Here is a 15,848-nt window from a genome sequence, read left to right on the forward strand (position 1 = left end):
AAATGCTGGACTCTGTGAAAATCGCCCGTCGCCAGTCGGAAATCCGGCAGGCTCTGGCGGGTCTGGTCGGCAAGGAAAACCCGACCGAGGACGAAACCCGCTCCATGGAAACCATGGATCAGGAATATCGCACCAACGAAACCCGCTATCGCGCCGCCCTGGTGGCCGAGGATCAGGAACGGCGCGAGGCCGGGGCCGATCTGGAAACCCGCTCTGACCGCGAATTTGCGGAACTGATCGGGCGCTTTGAACTGCGGCAGGTTGCCTTGTCGCTGGACGAAGGCCGGGCGCTGTCTGGCGCGACTGCCGAGGTTGTGCAGGAACTGCGCGCCAAGGGCGGCTATCAGGGCATCCCGATCCCCTTGGCGGCTCTGGAAACCCGTGCGGGCGAAACCGTCGCGGCTGATGTGCCGAACCCCAAGACGATCCGCCCGATCATCGACCGCATTTTCCCGAACTCGGTTGCCGAGCGTCTCGGGATCCAGCGTATCAACATCACGGCGGGCGAACTGGCCTTTCCCGTGGCGACCGCTGGCGCTGTCTTTGGCTGGCAGACGACCGAACTTGGCAACGTGGGCGGGCCTTCCGCTTTCGACACCTCCGAACGCAGCCTGAACCCGGATCATACCGGGGGCGCTCAAATGGTCATCAGCCGCAAGGCGCTGAAACAGGCCGGCGAGGGTCTGGAACAGGCCATTCGGCGCGACATGAACGCAGCCATCGGCGCGGAACTGGACCGGGTTGTCGTGAACGGCAGCGGCACGGCTGGCGAACCTCTGGGCATGATCCCCGGCGCGGCGACCTATGGCATCCCCTCGACCGCCGTGGGCGCGACCGCGACCTGGGCAGCCTTCCGGGCGCAGGTTGTGGCCTTCATGGAGGCCAATGCCATCACTTCGGCCAATCAGGTGAACCTGGGCTTTGACCCGGCGATCTGGGCCGAACTGGACGACGCGCTCATCACCGGCACGGCTGTTTCGGAATGGGACCGCCTGACCAAGCATGTCGGCACCCCGGCAATCTCGAACGTGATCCCGGCTGAAACCGCGATCATGACCGCGACCGTGCAAGGCATCGCGCCGGGCTATCTGGGCATCTGGGGCGGGGTTGACCTGATCCGCGACCCCTACACGAAGGCGGCATCGGGCCAGCTTGTCCTGACCGGCCTTGTCACGGCGGACTTCAACGTCCCGCGCGGCCTGCAAACCCGCATCCTGACCGGCATCGGTGAACCGTGATGCTGTGGGGCGGCTTCAACGGTTCGCTTGAACTGCGCACCGAGGGCGGGGCGACCCGCCTGCGGGGCCGCTTCCCCTATGGGGCGGCAACGGTTCTGGCGACGACCCCGACCCGCAAGCGCGAGGTGTTTGCGGCGCGGGCATTCGCAGCCAGGATCGAGGCGGGCGAGGACATTCACCTGCTGGCCGGGCATGACTTCGAGAAGCCGCTCGCCAGCCGAGCTGCGGGCAGCCTGGACCTGACCGACACCGACGACGCGCTGATCTTCGAGGCGAGGATCGAGGCGGGCACGTCCTGGGCGCAGGACTTCCTGGCGGCTCATGCGGCCGGGTTGATCCGTGGGTTGTCGCCTGGGTTCCGCGTGGCGCAGGGCGACGGGGCCGAGATGGTCAAGCGCGACGGCGAGGGCCTGATCCGCGTGATCCACCGGGCCGAGCTGTTCGAGCTGTCGGCAGTCACCCGGCCCGCCTATCCCATGGCGCAGGTGGAAGCCCGCTCCTGGGAAACCCATCAGGACCGGCAACCCTATCGGGGTGCTGTTCACCCCCTCAATCGGTGGAGGGTCTGATATGGGCCTGCTGTCATTTTTCACGCGGAAAACTGATCCTGTCGAAACCCGCGCTGTGCAGCCCGGATACACAAGCGCGCTCATGGCGGCGCGCGATGCGTGGATCAGCGGCGGCTCGGGGCTCGCCGAACTGACGGGGGCCGTGCAAGCCTCTGTGAGCCTCTGGGAAAGCGGCCTGTCGCTGGCTGACGTGACCGGCACCGACCTGCTGGACCGGCGCAGTATGGCGCTCTGCGCGCGCTCTCTGGCGCTGCGGGGTGAATGTCTGTTCCTGATCCGCGACGACCGGCTGGTGCCCTGCACCGATTGGGATCTGTCCACCCGCTACGGCCAGCCGCGCGCCTATCGCGTGGGCCTGCCCGAGATCGGCGGCGGGCGCTCGGAAACCGTGCTGGCGGGCGAGGTGCTGCACTTCCGCATCGGCTGCGATGCTGTGACCCCGTGGGCCGGGACTGCTCCCTTGGCAAGGGCGAAGCTGTCGGCATCGCTCCTGGACGAAATCACCACCGCCCTGCGCGATGTGTTCCGCGATGCGCCCATCGGTTCGCAGATCGTGCCTGTCCCCGAGGGTGCTGCCGAGGATATGGCGCTGATGCGGCGCAGCTTCCGGGGCAACCGGGGCGCGGCGCTGGTCATCGAGGGCGTGGCGCAGGCGACGGCGGCGGGCATGAACCCGAATATCGGCCAGTCGCCGGATCAGCTTTCCCCGCAGATCGACAAGACGCTTGCCGACAAGCTGCTGACCGAGGCCAAGGGCGAGGTTTACAACGTGTTCGGCATCCTGCCCGGCCTGACCAACCCGGCCACCACCGGACCCATGGTGCGCGAGGCGCAGCGCCACCTGGCGCAACTGGTTCTGCAACCCATCGCTGGCCTGATGGCCGAGGAAGCCACCGAGAAGCTGGGCGCGCCCGTCGCCATCGACGTGGTGCGGCCGATGCAGGCCTATGACCATGGCGGCAAGGCCCGGGCTGTCGCGACCATGCTGCAAGCCATGGCCCAGGCGAAAGAGGCCGGGCTGGACGCGGCCACCGTCAAGGACGCGATGCAATTCATTGATTGGGCCGAGTGACGAAATAAGGCGGGGTGCGCCTGCGGGCTTCTGATCTGCACCGCAAAGCACCTGGGATTAGACGGCGAGTGCCCGGCCCCGACAGCCGAAAACCCCGTCACGGCGCGGCCTTCCTCCGAGGCGCGGCGCAGGCAGACACGGCGTCACACCGGGGCCTGCCAACGCGGCACGAGCAAGTGCCACAGCCCGCGTCAGGGCAAGGAGGCCCTCTGTCTTGACTGGCAGGGGGCCTTCCACTAAATATATCATGTCGCCTAGAGGTGACGGTGCGGCAACACCTTAAAAGGGTCTCGGCAACTCACGGTAAGGTTAGGCGCGGATGGCGCGGCAAGGCTTGGCGGTCACTGGACCCCTAACCTTGAAAGGACTTTACTATGGGCTGCACTTACAAACACAGAAAGAAGCGCGACGAACTACGCAAGGCTTGGACCGAGAAAACCGGATCGACCGATTACAGCGATCCGGCCTTCTGGGAATGGGCCAAGCAATTTTGGATTGATTAAAGGCAAGGGGCCGGGATGGCGCAGGGGATCTGCGCGCCCGGCCCACTACTTTAGAGCTCGCAACTTTTGATATTCGGTTTCGAGCTGGTCGATTTTGTTCTGTGCACGCTGTTTCCGGTCGGCCTCGATTGCGGGGGCCTGAAGGATCGCCAGAAGCTCTCTCATCTCTGCGATGATCGCATGGACCTTCTCTGTGTCGTAAAACGTCGGGGGAGCGGGGTAGCGATCTTCTAGCGCAACCACAATTTCAGCGTTCATACTGCGGTTGTTGCCATCCGCCGCGCTCTTAATCCGCTCCCGCAGATCTTCTGGCATCCTGATGTTGACTTGTGCCTGTTCTCTCGCGGGCGGCTTCGACATTTGTGGTCTCCAAGGTCAGCAGCACAATGCTGTATTTTTTGATTGACGCAATGCCAGCACTATGCTGTGATAGCATTGTGCTGGATAGGAGAACGGCATGAGTGACCTTAAGCAACTTGCGCTGCGCGTTCCTGCGGACGTTAAGACGTGGCTCACAGCGCAGGCCGAGAAAAACGGATCGAGTCAGAACAGCGAAGTGATCCGCGCCGTGCGGGAACGCATGGAGCGGGCGGAAGCCCATACCTGACAATGGAGAGGACGATGGAACTGCAAGAACGCCTTGGGGCGAACGAAACCGGCTTGCCGGATGGGGTGCAGGAACGCTTGGCGACCTTTGCCGAGTGGACAGGCACGACCGCTTTTCCCGCCGACAAAGTGCTGGAGAAATGCGAGGGCGAGGACACGTTCAGTGACGAGTTTCTGGCCTATGTCCAGCGCGTCGGGATGTCCCTCGACTGGGTCTATCTCGGTGACGCCATGCCGCTGGTCATGCGGGCTTACAACGCAGCGCAGGAAAGCAGGGCATGAGCTTGGAACCTTACAGCGACGACGAGCGCGCAATTCTCGATGCCTACCATAGTATGGACGAGGTGGAGAAGCTGATCTTCCTCGGTGGGCTTAATGCCCTAAGAACCGGGCGCTTCACCGTCGATGAATTTGAGGTGTGGGTTAGCGAGCGGCTGGACCGTCACAGGGCCGGAGAGGATCTGACAGTTGGCGATCTCGAAATCCCCGAGGCAGCAGCATGATGCAGATCGCCCGCGATTATCCCGGTTGCGGGCGATTTTCTATTGCAACGGCAATCGATTCTACCTATTGTCAAAGCAATCAATAGGAGACTGCCATGACGACCGAAGCCACCATGTCCAGCACCTACGCAAGTGAGGTCGCCTTTTTCAACAAGCAACGCTTCAACGAAGCGGTTGCGCGCGGGGATTACCCCTGCGCGCCGAAAGTCGAAGGTCGCGCCCGTGTGTTCACGGCCCGCGACGTTATGGGGATCTGGCTGTATGGCCATCTGATCGATGACGGCATTCCTCCGGCGAAAGCGGGTGATCTGGCCTGCCAGTTTGTCAATGTGCTGAAGTTCGATCCTGACATTGAAGAGGTCTTGATCGTTCGGGATGCCTTTCGCCGCCGCCATGTCGTAGCGCCCCAGAACCTCGAATCGTTCAAGAAGGTTTCCTTGGCCGGGTCGAGCATCATTTCAATCGAGACTTGGGACTTGCGCCAGCAGCACAAGAATATCGCGCATCAGTTCGCAAAGTTGGCTGCTCGCCACGTTCACCCTGACGACGCAGAGGACTAATACGCATGGCGAACCCCCGCGCCACTTTCAAGCAAGTCGATGTGACCCGCGCCGCCAAGGGCGTGATCGCGGCAGGCTTGCCGGTGGGGCGGGTTGAAATCGACCGCAACGGAAAGATCGTGGTCCTGGTGGGCGAGGCCGCCGCCCAGGTCGAAAAGAACGACTGGGATTGAGCATGAAAAAATCCGACCGCTTTCCCCACGCCAAGACCTACCGCGACCGCCACGGCAAAGCCCGCTGGCGGTATCGTCATAAGGGCTTCACGGCCGAGCTGGGCACGGAATGGGGCAGCGAGGATTTTCGGCGGCGCTATGCCGAGGCGGTGAACTGCCAAAACTCAAAGGAGGGCGCTGGCGCCAGCCGCACCGTCCCCGGCACATTCAACGATCTGGCAGTCCGATTCTACAAGCTGCACCTGCCGACCGTCGCAGACAGCACGGCGGCAGATTATCGAGCGGTGATCGAGCCTCTCCGCATCAAGCACGGGCACAAGCGCGTTGCGCACATGCAGCGCCGCCATGTCATTGAGATCAAGGCCGAGCTGGCTACCACGCCCATGCAGGCGAACAAGACCTTGAAACGGCTCTCGCAGATGATGGACCTGGCCGTGGATCTGGAATGGCGCACCGACAATCCGGTAAAAGGCGTCAAGCGGTTTCCGATCAACTCCGAGGGTTTCCACACCTGGGACGAAGGCGAGATAGCGCGCTTCTACGAGATCCATCCGATGGGCACCCCGGCGCATCGCGCCATGACGCTGATGCTCTACACCGGCGCGGCGAAGTGTGATGCGGTGAAGCTGGGGCGCGGCAACATCCGCGACGGCAGGATCGTCTATCGGCGCCGCAAGACCAAGAAGAACCCCGAGGGTTTCGAGGTCAATATCCCGGTGCATCCCTACTTGGCGGAGACGCTGGGGCATGTCGCAGCCTCGGCCTTCACCTTCTTGCAAACCGAGGACGGCAAATCCAGGTCGGCCAACGGCCTCGGCACGTCGATGCGCAAATGGTGCGACAAGGCGGGGCTGGCTCTCTGCACGTCCCATGGGCTGCGCAAGGCGATCTGCCGCCGCATCGCCGAGGTTGAAGGCGACGTGTTCAAGGTGATGGCCGTGAGCGGGCACACCGACATCAAAGAGGCCCAGAAATATTGCGACCGCTTCAACCGGAAGGGCAAGGCCGACTCGGCCATTGCAGGGCTGCCGAGCGGGGCGGAAAGCGAACAAAACTTGACGAACCACCCCGCAAGGTTCGTCAAAAAATCCGCTAACTCAATGGAAAGAAAGGATAAATGATGCGGTTTGGTAGGCCCGGAGGGACTTGAACCCCCAACCAAGGCGTTATGAGCGCCCTGCTCTGACCATTGAGCTACAGGCCCAGACCGCCGTCACCTTTGATCGACGCCGCGGCATTCGTCAAGGTCGCGATCCGCCGCCGGGCGGGCGCTGCGATCCTCTCTTGCGCGACGGCCCGCCTTGTGGGCTGATACCCGGGCAATCGCGCGAAACGCGCGCGACCCGAACCCGGAGGCCTGATCCATGCAAAGACCCCCCCTGCTTGCCCCCACCGCCCTGGCCCTTGCGCTGGTGGCCGCACCCGCCTTCGCCGCCGATCCGCAGACCTGCGCCACCGTGCACCTGTCGGACCCGGGCTGGACCGACATCACCGCCACCAACGGCGTGGCGAATGCGGTGCTGACCGGGCTGGGCTATACCCCGAACATCGCCACGCTCTCGGTGCCGATCGGCTACGAGGCGCTGAAGAAGGGCGAGACCGACGTCTTCCTGGGCAACTGGATGCCGGCGCAGCAGAAGTTCCGCGACGACCTGGAAGCCTCGGGCAAGACGCAGGAACTGGTGCAGAACCTCGAGGGCGCCAAGTTCACCCTGGCGGTCACCGATGCCGCCAAGGACCTGAACGTCAAGGATTTCGCCGATCTCGACGCGCATAAGGACGCCTTCCAGGGCAAGATCTATGGCATCGAGCCCGGCGCACCGGCGAACCAGTCGATCCAGAAGATGATCGACGCCGACAAGTTCGGCCTGGGCGACTGGGAGCTGGTGGAATCGGGCGAGCAGGCGATGCTGGCGCAGGTCGCGCGCAACGATGCCGCCAAGACCCCCTCGGTCTTCCTGGCCTGGGCGCCGCATCCGATGAACGTCAACTTCGCCGTCACCTATCTGTCGGGCGGGGACGAGGAATTCGGCCCGGACTTCGGCGGCGCGACCGTGCATACCGTCGCGCGCAAGGACTGGGTCGCGCAATGCCCGAACGTGGCCAAGCTGTTCAGCCAGCTGACCTTTACCGTCGACATGGAAAACGTGCTGATGGGCAAGATCCTGGAAGACGGCGCCGATGCGGCGGATGCCGCCAAGGCCTGGATCGCCGCCAACCCCGAGCCGGTGGCGAAATGGCTGGACGGCGTGACCACGCTGGACGGCAAGCCCGGCGCTGATGCGGTAATGGCCTCGGTCAAGTGACCGGCGCGGCCGGGAGGCGGCGGCGTCCCGGCCAGCGACACGGCGCCGCAGGAACCCGCCGCCGCGCCGCGGCGTTGGCCGGCGGACCCCTGAAGGAAAGGATTTTCGCCATGTCAGACCTGCTTGTCATCGCCTTCGACGACGAAGCCTCGGGCTTCGAGCTGCGCACCGAACTGGTGAAGATGCAGAAGGAATACCTGATCGAGCTCGAGGACGCCGTGGTCGTCACCCGCCCCTCGGCCGAGGATATCAAGCTGCACCAGGCGATGAACCTGACCGCCGCCGGCGCGCTTGGCGGCGGCTTCTGGGGCACGCTGGTCGGGCTGCTGTTCCTGAACCCGCTGGTGGGCGCGGCGGTCGGCGCGGCCTCGGGCGCGCTGGCCGGCAAGCTGTCGGACATCGGCATCAACGACGATTTCATGCGCGAGCTGGGCCATTCCATCCCGCCCGGCGGCTCGGCCGTGTTCATCCTGGTGCGCAAGATGACCGCCGACAAGGTGCTGGCGCGGCTGGAAGGCTTCCACCTGAAGGGCCGGGTGCTGCAAAGCTCGCTGCCCGACGCCCAGGAGGAAAAGCTGCGCGAGGCCTTTGCCGGCGGCAAGCTGGGCACCGCGCTGGGCGTGCCGCAGGCCGATGCGGGCCCCGCCGCCCCGCCTGCCGGCGCCTGATCGCTTGACGCAGGGGCCATGGCCGTGACAGGACGCGGCCATGCCCCGCCGCAGCCAGACCCTTGACGACCCGCAGGACATGCCGCCCGCCGTGCCCCGGCGCTGGCGGCCCTTGCGGCGCGCCGCGCTGTGGCTCTGGGGCTGGGGGCGCTGGATCGGGCTGCGGCTGCTGGCGCTGATGTTCGTGCTGGTCTTTCTGTTTTCCTTCATCAACCCGCCGACGACCTGGACCATCATCCAGGGCCAGAGCGAATTTCCCGGCCGCGCCAGCCGGGAATGGGTCGATCTGGACGAGGTGTCGCCCCACATGGTCCGCGCCGTGGTCGCAGCCGAGGACGCCAATTTCTGCGCCCATTGGGGCTTCGACATGGTCGAGATCCGCAAGGTCATCGCCTCGGGCTCCAGCCGGGGCGCCTCGACCATCACCCAGCAGACCGCCAAGAACGTGTTCCTGTGGCAGGGCCGCAGCTGGCCGCGCAAGGTGATGGAAACCGCCTATACCCCGATGCTGGAGGCGCTGTGGTCCAAGCGCCGCATCGTCGAGGTCTATCTGAACATCGCCGAATTCGGCCGCGGCGTCTTCGGCGTGCACGCGGCGGCCGAGTATTACTTCAAGACCACGCCCGACAAGCTGACGCTGACGCAATCGGCGGCACTGGCCTCGATCCTGCCGGCGCCGCGGGTGCGCAACCCGCAGACCGGCTCGGCCCGGACGCGGTCCATCGTCAGCGGCGCGCAGACGATCCGGGCGGACGGCCGCGATTCCTGCCTGGTGCTTGGGCGCTGATCCGCGCATCGCGGTTGAAAACGCGGCCCCCGGGGCGTATCAACCCGAAGGCCCAGCCACGCACGGTTTTTCCCAGATGAATAATTCCTCGCCCAATTCCACGATCCGCCTCTATCATGTCGCGCTGTCGCCCTATTGCCGCAAGGTGCGGCTGGTGCTGGCCGAGAAGCGGGTCGAGGTCGAGCTGGTCGAGGACCGCTTCTGGGAGCCGGGGTCCGAGATCCTGCGCCGCAATCCGGCCGGCAAGCTGCCGGTGCTGCGCATGGACGGCCGGCTGATGGCCGAAAGCCAGGCGATCTGCGAATATCTGGACGAGACCATCCCGCAGCCGGCGCTGATGCCGCATGCCGCCATCGAGCGCTACGAGGTCCGCCGGCTCTGCGCCTGGTTCGACGACAAGTTCAACGCCGAGGTGACCAGGCCGGTGATGACCGAGCGGGTCTGGAAGAAGGTCATGCGCCTGGGCTACCCGGACTCGCGCACGGTCAAGGCCGGGCTGTCGGCCATCCGCTATCACCTCGACTACATGCGCAGCCTGCTGGAACATCGCCGCTGGCTGGCCGGGGACGCGATGACGCTGGCGGATTTCGCCGCCGCGGCGCATCTCTCGTGCCTCGACTACATCTCGGACGTGGACTGGACCTATTCGACCGAGGTGCAGGAATGGTATGCCAAGATCAAGTCACGGCCGGCCTTCCGCAGTCTCTTGGCCGACCATTTGCCGGGCGTCCACCCGGCGCCGCATTATGCCCTGCTCGACTTCTAGGACCAGGATCGCCGACCCGGCCGAGATCCGGTCCCGGCTGCAGGAACAGGCCCGGGCCGAGGGTTTCAATGCCCTTGGCATCTGCGCCCCCGACGCCAACCCGCAGTTGCCCGACCGGCTGGCGGCCTTCCTGGCCGAGGGCCGCCATGGCCAGATGGAATGGATGGCCGAGCGCAGCCATTGGCGCGCCTCGCCCGCCAGCCTCTGGACCGAGGCGCGTTCGGTCATCATGCTGGCCGAGCTCTATACGCCCGAGCACGACCCGCTGGAGATCAGCCACCACCCGGATCGCGGCGCAGTCAGCGTCTATGCCCAGGGCAAGGATTATCACGACCTGGTCAAGAAGCGGCTGAAGCGGCTGGGCGGCTGGCTGGTGGGGCTGACCGGCTGCGAGATCAAGGTCTTCGTCGATACCGCCCCGGTGATGGAGAAACCGCTGGCGCAGGCGGCGGGCTTAGGCTGGCAGGGCAAGCACACCAACCTGCTGTCGCGCGAGCTGGGCAGCTGGTTCTTCCTGGGTTCGATCTTCACCACGCTGGACCTGCCCAAGGACGCGGCCGAGCGCAGCCATTGCGGATCCTGCCGGTCCTGCCTCGACGCCTGCCCCACGCGCGCCTTTCCGGCACCCTATCAGCTGGATGCGCGGCGCTGCATCTCCTACCTGACCATCGAGCACAAGGGGCCGGTCGACCCCGAGCTGCGGCCGATGCTGGGGAACCGCATCTATGGCTGCGACGATTGCCTGGCCGCCTGCCCCTGGAACAAGTTCGCCCAGGCCGCGACCGAGCTGCGCTATCACGGGCCCCATGGCGGCCCGGCGCTGGCCGAGCTGGCGCAGCTGGACGACGCGGGCTTTCGCGAACGCTTCTCGGGCAGCCCGATCAAGCGCATCGGCCGCGACCGCATGGTCCGGAACGTGCTTTACGCCATCGGCAATTCAGGGCTTGCACATCTGCGCCCCGTGGCCGATGGCTTGCTGAACGACCCCGATCCCGCCGTGGCCGATGCGGCACGCTGGGCCTGCGAGCGCCTGCCATGATCCCTCAAAGCCCGCTGCGCGGCATCATCCTGAAATGTCTCAGCGTGCTGGTGTTCACGCTGATGGGCACGCTGGTCAAGGCCACCTCCGAGGGCGGCCTGGGCGTGCCGCCGGGCCAGCAGGTGTTCTTTCGCTCGTTCTTCGCGATTCCGGTGATCCTGGGCTGGCTGGCCTGGCGCGGCGACCTGCGCACCGGGCTGCGCACCTTTCGCCCGATCGGGCATTTCTATCGCGGCATCATCGGCACCTGCGCCATGGTGCTGAGCTTCTGGGCGCTGGCGCTGCTGCCCTTTCCCGAGGCCACCACGCTGGGCTATGCCGCGCCGCTGCTGACGGTGATCTTTGCCGCGATGTTCTTGGGCGAAGAGGTGCGGGTGTTTCGCCTGGGCATGGTGCTTCTGGGGCTGGTCGGCGTGGTGATCGTGCTGTCGCCGCGGCTGGGCCAGGGTGCCGGCGGCCTGCAGCAGAGCCTGGGCGCCATGGTGGCGCTGTCGGCGGCGGCCTGCACGGCGCTGGCGATGATCTTCGTGCGCAAGCTCGCGCAAGAGGAACAGACCTCGGCCATCGTGTTCTGGTTCTCGCTGACCTCGACGGTGCTGGGGCTCTTGACGCTGCCCTTCGGCTGGGTGGCGACGGACCTCGGGACCACGCTGACGCTGATCGCCATCGGCCTGCTCGGCGGGTTCGCGCAGATCCTGCTGACTTCGGCCTATCGCTTTGCCGATGCCTCGCTGATCGCGCCCTTCGAATATTGCTCGATGATCCTGGCGCTGCTCATCGGCTGGTATGTCTTCGGCGAGGCGCCGACGCTGACCATGCTGGCCGGCGCCGCGCTGGTGATCCTCGCCGGCATCCTGATCATCTGGCGCGAGCGCCAGCTGGGGCTGGAGCGCAACCGCCAGCGCAAGGCGATGACGCCGCAGGGTTAGGGCTGGCCGCCGAAGCCGAAGGCGACGTAATCGCGCAGATAGGCCTTTTTCGCCGCGCCGCGCAGTTCCTGTTCGTTCAGGAAATCCGGAAAAGGCTCGGGGTCCGGCAGGTCGGCGGGCGCGCGGATGCCGGCGCTGGCCGCCAGCCAGTTGAGGTCGCGCGGCAGGTCGCTTTCGCGCAGCACCATGTCCGGGGCGCCGAAGCGGGCGAAGCCGGCCAGCACCTCGGACTGGCTGGCCCAGCCGGGATAGCAGGGCAGCGTGGTCTGGGCGTTCAGGTTGCGGCGCAGGAAGTCGAGGAAGGCCGCGAAAAGCTCGGCCTTGCGGCTGTCTTCCATCGCGGCCAGCTCGGCATCGGGCGGCAGGGCGACGCGGTGGATGTCGCGCAGGATCTGGCGCAGCTCGGCATTCCTGCCGCGCAGCAGGCTGTCGAAGGCCGCCCAGGCGCGCAGCAGCGGGTGGCGCAGCACGGTAAAGCTGCGGTGGCCGACATGCTGGCGCTTCCATTGCCGCAGGCTGTTCTGGTTGAAATCGGCCGAGACCTCGCCCATGGCCCGCAGCCAGCGCGCCACGCTGTCCGAAGGCCCGCCCTTGATCGGCATGAAGATCAGCCCCTTGCCCGCCTCGGCCCCCAGGAACGAGGGCACGGCCGGGCCCTTCCTCGGCTCGAAATTCGGGATCTTGCGCAGCATGAACGGGTCGAGACGCGCCAGTTCCGCCTGCATCTCGTCGAAATTCTCGACCTTCTCGGCAAGCTCGCGCGGGTTCTGCGGCACCTGGTCGTTGGCCGGCTCGACCCGCTCGAGGTCGGTGCGGCCCAGCCAATGCAGCAGCCCGGTCATCACCTCGGCGTCGCGCAGATCCTCGTAGCCCAGCCAGAAACCGGCCTGGCCGGTGACCTGCAGGCGGTGCAGCACCTTCAGCTGGAACGCCTCGATCTCGCCGGTGACCTGGCGAAATTCCTCGGCGTCGAAGCGGGCGGCGGCGGGGATCGGCGTCTCGGTCTCGTTCAGCTTCCACTGGTTGGTGGCGCGCGCCAGCGCGGTCGAGACATAGCTGTCCACGGGATTGCGGGTCAGCACGATCTTGGCGCAGGCCCGGTCCTCCATGATGGCGTCGAAGACGCGCGGGTCGTGGTCGTGGAAATAGCGGAAGCCCGGCAGGTGGTTCGGCTTGTCGAAGATCGCCGCCAGCAGCCGGTGCGGATCGGCGTCGCGCTCGGCCATGGTGATGCCCTTGAGCTCGGTCTTGTCGGGCCAGCCCATCATGTAGGGGTTGAAGGCCTCGCCGAAGCAGGTGACGCGCTTCACGCCATTCAGCGTCGCCTCGAGCAGGTTCGAGCCGGTGCGCATCTCGGCGAAGATGACGAAGCTGCGGAAGGGCTGGGTCATGGCGCGGGTCTTTCTTGCGGCGGGACAGCGATGTCGGTTGCGGGGAAATCGCCCATCAGCTGCGGGCGCAGCCCGGCATTGCGCAGGCGTTGCAGGAATCGGCCCATGCCGGCGATCTCGCGCATGGGCGGCAGGTCGGCGGCGGCCTCGGGGTCGGCGCCAAGCGCGCGCAGGATGCCGCCCAGCACGGCGGCGGGCCGGGCGCAGAAATCGCCCAGGTCCCAGACCTGGGTCTGCGCCTTGAGCCAGACCGAGTTCAGCACCTCCATCTGCGCCAGTTCCGTGCGTTGCAGGATGGCGGCGACGCGGCGGATGTCGTCGAAGGGCATGTCGGAATGCAGCAGCGGCACCGCCCAGGCGCCGGTGATGACGAAGATGCGGGCATTGGGGTCGGTGGCGGTGAACCAGTTCATCTCTTGCCCGTCGCGCGGGCTGAACTGCCACAGCGGCATCCGGTCCGACATGCGGATCAGGTTGGCGACAAAGCCGCGCGGGTCCAGATCGCGCAGCGCCGCGCTGTCCGACAGCCCCCCCGGCCCGATCGGCGTCCGGCCGGCGAATTCGGCGCCATGCACCGCGAAAAGATGGCCGTGCACATCGGCATCCACCCGTTCGGCCAGCCAGGATGCGAAATCGGGAAACAGGTCGGTGAAGCCCTGCAGCACGGCATAGGGCGCCGAGGTCTTGCCGTTCTCGCGGTCCTTCAGCGGAAAGCGGCTTTGCATGTAAAGCCCGGGCCGGCCCAGGCTGCGGCGGGCGACGGCCTGGCTGATGACCCGGTCCAGCCGCTCGGGGCGCGGCTCGTCGGCCGCGGGGCGGGCCGGATCGCCATGCGGGAAATGCGCATGCAGCCGCGCCGCGCCGCGCCAGATCTTGCGGGCGACGAAGCAGCGCGACTGCTCCAGCATCTCCAGGTGGTCGTCGTAGAAGATATAGGGCTTGCCCTGGCCGTCGAACTTGGCCAGCGTCAGCGACCGGCTTTCGATATTCTGCGAATGGCGGCGGGCCAGGGTCTGGAAATAGCTCTCGTCCGGGATCCAGACCTTGGCGAAATAGCGGTCGAATTCGGCCCGGCGCGGATCGGCCAGGATGGCGCGCAGCGTGGTCCGGGTCAGGCACCACCATTGCGAGCCCAGGTGCGGCACCAGCCCCTGCGGGATGCGGCGGCGAAAGCGCAGCCGGCGCTGCAAGGCGACATAGCGGTCGAAAAGCTTCCTGCGGCGCCGGAACGAGAACGGGAAGCGCAGGGTAAAGCGTTCCTCGTTCAGCCCGCCCACGGTCCAGCCGACATCGGCCGCCGTCACGCTTTCGATGAAGTCGCGGCGCGGGTGCAGCGCCAGGAAGGCCACCAGGTCGGCGACCGGCCGCAGGGGCAGGCAGGAGCCCGAGACCACCAGCACATGGGTCACGTCCTCGAACCGGTCCAGAAGCAGCGCGGCGGCGTCCTGCGTGGCCTTGACCAGGCTGAACATGCCCCATTCGCAGGAATGGCGCGGGCTAAACACCACCTGCGGCAGGTCGGCCAGATCCTGCTGCATGGTTTCCACCCCGTCCGGCGGCGCCTTGGCATCGACATGGACCGCGACCGAGGCCCCGCCCTCGGCCCAGACCCGCGCCAAGCGCGCCGCGACGGGCAATTCGTCGTGGCACAGCATCACCACGCCCAGCCGCACGGTCATGCCCAGTTCCCCTTGGAGATCAGGCCCAGATCCTCGAGCTGGCGCCAGTCCTGCAACTCGCGGCTCTGCGCGCACCAGAAATCCGGGTCCTCCTGCAGGCCCGAGTGATAGGCGCGGTATTCCTGGCTGTCGGCGTAATGCTGGCGCCGGGTCAGCTCCTCGGCGGATTTCTGAACGAAGGTGGACAGGAACTTGGCGTGCAGCAGGCAGCCCGAGGCCTTTTCGCCGCCGTCCTGGTCATAGACCAGGTTCAGCGCCCGCGGCAGCAACATGTGGGTCGAGCTGACATAGGCATAGCCGCGTTCCCAGCGCACCAGCGGGATCTTGTTCAGCGCCGGGCCGTTCTGCGGATTGTCGGCAAAGAAGGCGCGGCCGCGCGGCCCGCCCTGGATCCACAGGTTGCCGTATTCGCTGTTCTTGCGGATGGTGTAGTTCGCTGGGTCGAACCAGCGCGCGATCTCGAACGGGTCCTGCCCGGGGCGATAGGGTTCGGCCTCGAGCGACCCCTTGGGATACATGTCCAGGAGCATGGCCGAGAAGGACCGGATCTCGCCCGCGTCCAGCCAGTCGGTCAGCGCCTGCAAGGGCCGGGTGTCGTGATGCGGATAGACCAGGAATTCGTCGGGATCGACGGTCAGGCACCAATGCCCGCTGCCGTGGCGGCGCAACAGGCAGTTCAGCCAGTCCATGCCGAAGCGCGATTCCTTGTAGCTGGCCTCGGTCCGCCACAGCGAGACGTCGGGCTGCTCGGCCAGCCATTCGGCGCTGCCGTCGCTGCTGGCATTGTCCACGACCAGGAAATGCCCGATGCCCAGCCGACGGTAATGCGCAAGGAAATACGGCAGGCGCGGCAATTCGTTGCGCAGGGTCACGAAGGCCAGGATCTCGCCCGCCCCGATGCGGCGGGTGCGGTCCATGACCGGGCGCAGCGCCCGCCCCCGGTTCACCGCCCGGGCGACCAGCCATTGCCGCCGCGCCCGTCGGCGCAGCCGCTTCCAGATCGGCCAGCGCGTCAGCCGGGGCACCGCATACCATCCGTGGGTTGAATGTGACGGTCTT

At 66.2% G+C, this 15,848-nt stretch carries 19 protein-coding genes and 1 tRNA gene; 15 read left to right on the forward strand and 5 right to left on the reverse strand.

Annotated elements, in window-relative coordinates; genetic code table 11:
- The first annotated feature begins 2 nt into the window (after positions 1-2).
- Genes E3D03_RS05230 through E3D03_RS05240 form a run of 3 tightly spaced genes read left to right on the forward strand, consistent with a single transcriptional unit; the run spans position 3 to position 2,879 of the window.
- Complete coding sequence (locus E3D03_RS05230) at positions 3-1,238, forward strand: phage major capsid protein (RefSeq protein ID WP_263566101.1); 1,236 nt, start codon at positions 3-5, stop codon at positions 1,236-1,238.
- Positions 1,238-1,807, forward strand: coding sequence for an HK97 family phage prohead protease (locus tag E3D03_RS05235; protein WP_263566162.1), 570 nt, complete (start codon positions 1,238-1,240; stop codon positions 1,805-1,807). Before E3D03_RS05230 ends, E3D03_RS05235 begins: the two co-directional genes overlap by 1 nt.
- A gap of 1 nt (position 1,808) precedes the next feature.
- A complete protein-coding gene (locus tag E3D03_RS05240) occupies positions 1,809-2,879 on the forward strand; it encodes a phage portal protein (RefSeq protein WP_263566102.1) in 1,071 nt (356 codons plus the stop codon).
- A 548-nt stretch (positions 2,880-3,427) separates the two neighbouring features.
- Here E3D03_RS05240 and E3D03_RS05245 read toward each other — a convergent pair.
- A complete protein-coding gene (locus tag E3D03_RS05245; protein WP_263566103.1) occupies positions 3,428-3,742 on the reverse strand; it encodes an Arc family DNA-binding protein in 315 nt (104 codons plus the stop codon).
- A 97-nt stretch (positions 3,743-3,839) separates the two neighbouring features.
- On the opposite strand from E3D03_RS05245, the gene E3D03_RS05250 reads away from it, so the two are divergent.
- From E3D03_RS05250 to E3D03_RS05275, 6 genes are all read left to right on the forward strand, one after another.
- Complete coding sequence (locus E3D03_RS05250) at positions 3,840-3,989, forward strand: Arc family DNA-binding protein (RefSeq protein ID WP_263566104.1); 150 nt, start codon at positions 3,840-3,842, stop codon at positions 3,987-3,989.
- Positions 3,990-4,003: 14 nt separating this feature from the next.
- On the forward strand, positions 4,004-4,270 hold the full coding sequence (locus E3D03_RS05255; RefSeq protein WP_263566105.1) for a hypothetical protein: 267 nt from the start codon (positions 4,004-4,006) through the stop codon (positions 4,268-4,270).
- The gene (locus E3D03_RS05260) at positions 4,267-4,491 is read left to right on the forward strand and encodes a hypothetical protein (RefSeq protein WP_263566106.1); all 225 of its coding nucleotides are present in this window, start codon (positions 4,267-4,269) and stop codon (positions 4,489-4,491) included. Before E3D03_RS05255 ends, E3D03_RS05260 begins: the two co-directional genes overlap by 4 nt.
- Before the next feature lie 95 nt (positions 4,492-4,586).
- Positions 4,587-5,051: a hypothetical protein gene (locus E3D03_RS05265; protein WP_263566107.1), complete on the forward strand. Its 465-nt coding sequence runs from the start codon at positions 4,587-4,589 to the stop codon at positions 5,049-5,051.
- Positions 5,052-5,056: 5 nt separating this feature from the next.
- Positions 5,057-5,224, forward strand: a complete 168-nt coding sequence (locus tag E3D03_RS05270; protein ID WP_263566108.1) for a hypothetical protein — start codon at positions 5,057-5,059, stop codon at positions 5,222-5,224.
- Positions 5,225-5,226: 2 nt separating this feature from the next.
- Positions 5,227-6,345: a tyrosine-type recombinase/integrase gene (locus E3D03_RS05275; RefSeq protein WP_263566109.1), complete on the forward strand. Its 1,119-nt coding sequence runs from the start codon at positions 5,227-5,229 to the stop codon at positions 6,343-6,345.
- Positions 6,346-6,352: 7 nt separating this feature from the next.
- On the opposite strand, the gene E3D03_RS05280 is transcribed toward E3D03_RS05275, so the two are convergent.
- Positions 6,353-6,428: transfer RNA gene (locus tag E3D03_RS05280), tRNA-Ile, on the reverse strand.
- A 160-nt stretch (positions 6,429-6,588) separates the two neighbouring features.
- Between E3D03_RS05280 and choX the strand changes: the two genes are divergently transcribed.
- The 6 genes from choX (at position 6,589) to E3D03_RS05310 (ending at position 11,719) form a co-directional block, all read left to right on the forward strand.
- Positions 6,589-7,530: a choline ABC transporter substrate-binding protein gene (gene choX, locus E3D03_RS05285; protein WP_062561842.1), complete on the forward strand. Its 942-nt coding sequence runs from the start codon at positions 6,589-6,591 to the stop codon at positions 7,528-7,530.
- Positions 7,531-7,640: 110 nt separating this feature from the next.
- Positions 7,641-8,198: a DUF1269 domain-containing protein gene (locus tag E3D03_RS05290; protein WP_263566110.1), complete on the forward strand. Its 558-nt coding sequence runs from the start codon at positions 7,641-7,643 to the stop codon at positions 8,196-8,198.
- A gap of 40 nt (positions 8,199-8,238) precedes the next feature.
- Positions 8,239-8,985 carry a monofunctional biosynthetic peptidoglycan transglycosylase gene (mtgA, locus tag E3D03_RS05295; protein WP_263566111.1) on the forward strand — a complete coding sequence of 249 codons (747 nt, stop codon included), beginning with the start codon at positions 8,239-8,241 and terminating at the stop codon, positions 8,983-8,985.
- Positions 8,986-9,061: 76 nt separating this feature from the next.
- The gene (locus E3D03_RS05300) at positions 9,062-9,751 is read left to right on the forward strand and encodes a glutathione S-transferase family protein (RefSeq protein ID WP_263566112.1); all 690 of its coding nucleotides are present in this window, start codon (positions 9,062-9,064) and stop codon (positions 9,749-9,751) included.
- Entirely contained in the window at positions 9,732-10,790 is a 1,059-nt protein-coding gene (queG, locus tag E3D03_RS05305; RefSeq protein ID WP_263566113.1) for a tRNA epoxyqueuosine(34) reductase QueG, read from the forward strand. The genes E3D03_RS05300 and queG overlap by 20 nt, the downstream gene beginning before the upstream one ends.
- Positions 10,787-11,719: a DMT family transporter gene (locus E3D03_RS05310; RefSeq protein WP_062561838.1), complete on the forward strand. Its 933-nt coding sequence runs from the start codon at positions 10,787-10,789 to the stop codon at positions 11,717-11,719. Before queG ends, E3D03_RS05310 begins: the two co-directional genes overlap by 4 nt.
- Here the strand turns inward: E3D03_RS05310 and E3D03_RS05315 are convergent.
- The 3 genes from E3D03_RS05315 to E3D03_RS05325 are packed head-to-tail and all read right to left on the reverse strand — an operon-like array spanning position 11,716 to position 15,814.
- Positions 11,716-13,110: a sulfotransferase gene (locus E3D03_RS05315; protein WP_263566114.1), complete on the reverse strand. Its 1,395-nt coding sequence runs from the start codon at positions 13,108-13,110 to the stop codon at positions 11,716-11,718. The genes E3D03_RS05310 and E3D03_RS05315 overlap by 4 nt on opposite strands.
- A complete protein-coding gene (locus E3D03_RS05320; protein WP_263566115.1) occupies positions 13,107-14,789 on the reverse strand; it encodes a beta-1,6-N-acetylglucosaminyltransferase in 1,683 nt (560 codons plus the stop codon). Before E3D03_RS05320 ends, E3D03_RS05315 begins: the two co-directional genes overlap by 4 nt.
- On the reverse strand, positions 14,786-15,814 hold the full coding sequence (locus E3D03_RS05325; protein ID WP_263566116.1) for a glycosyltransferase family 2 protein: 1,029 nt from the start codon (positions 15,812-15,814) through the stop codon (positions 14,786-14,788). The genes E3D03_RS05320 and E3D03_RS05325 overlap by 4 nt, the downstream gene beginning before the upstream one ends.
- Between the last annotated feature and the right edge of the window lie 34 nt (positions 15,815-15,848).

Source organism: Paracoccus sp. DMF, assembly GCF_004407025.1.
GTDB classification, from domain to species: Bacteria; Pseudomonadota; Alphaproteobacteria; order Rhodobacterales; family Rhodobacteraceae; genus Paracoccus; species Paracoccus aminovorans_B.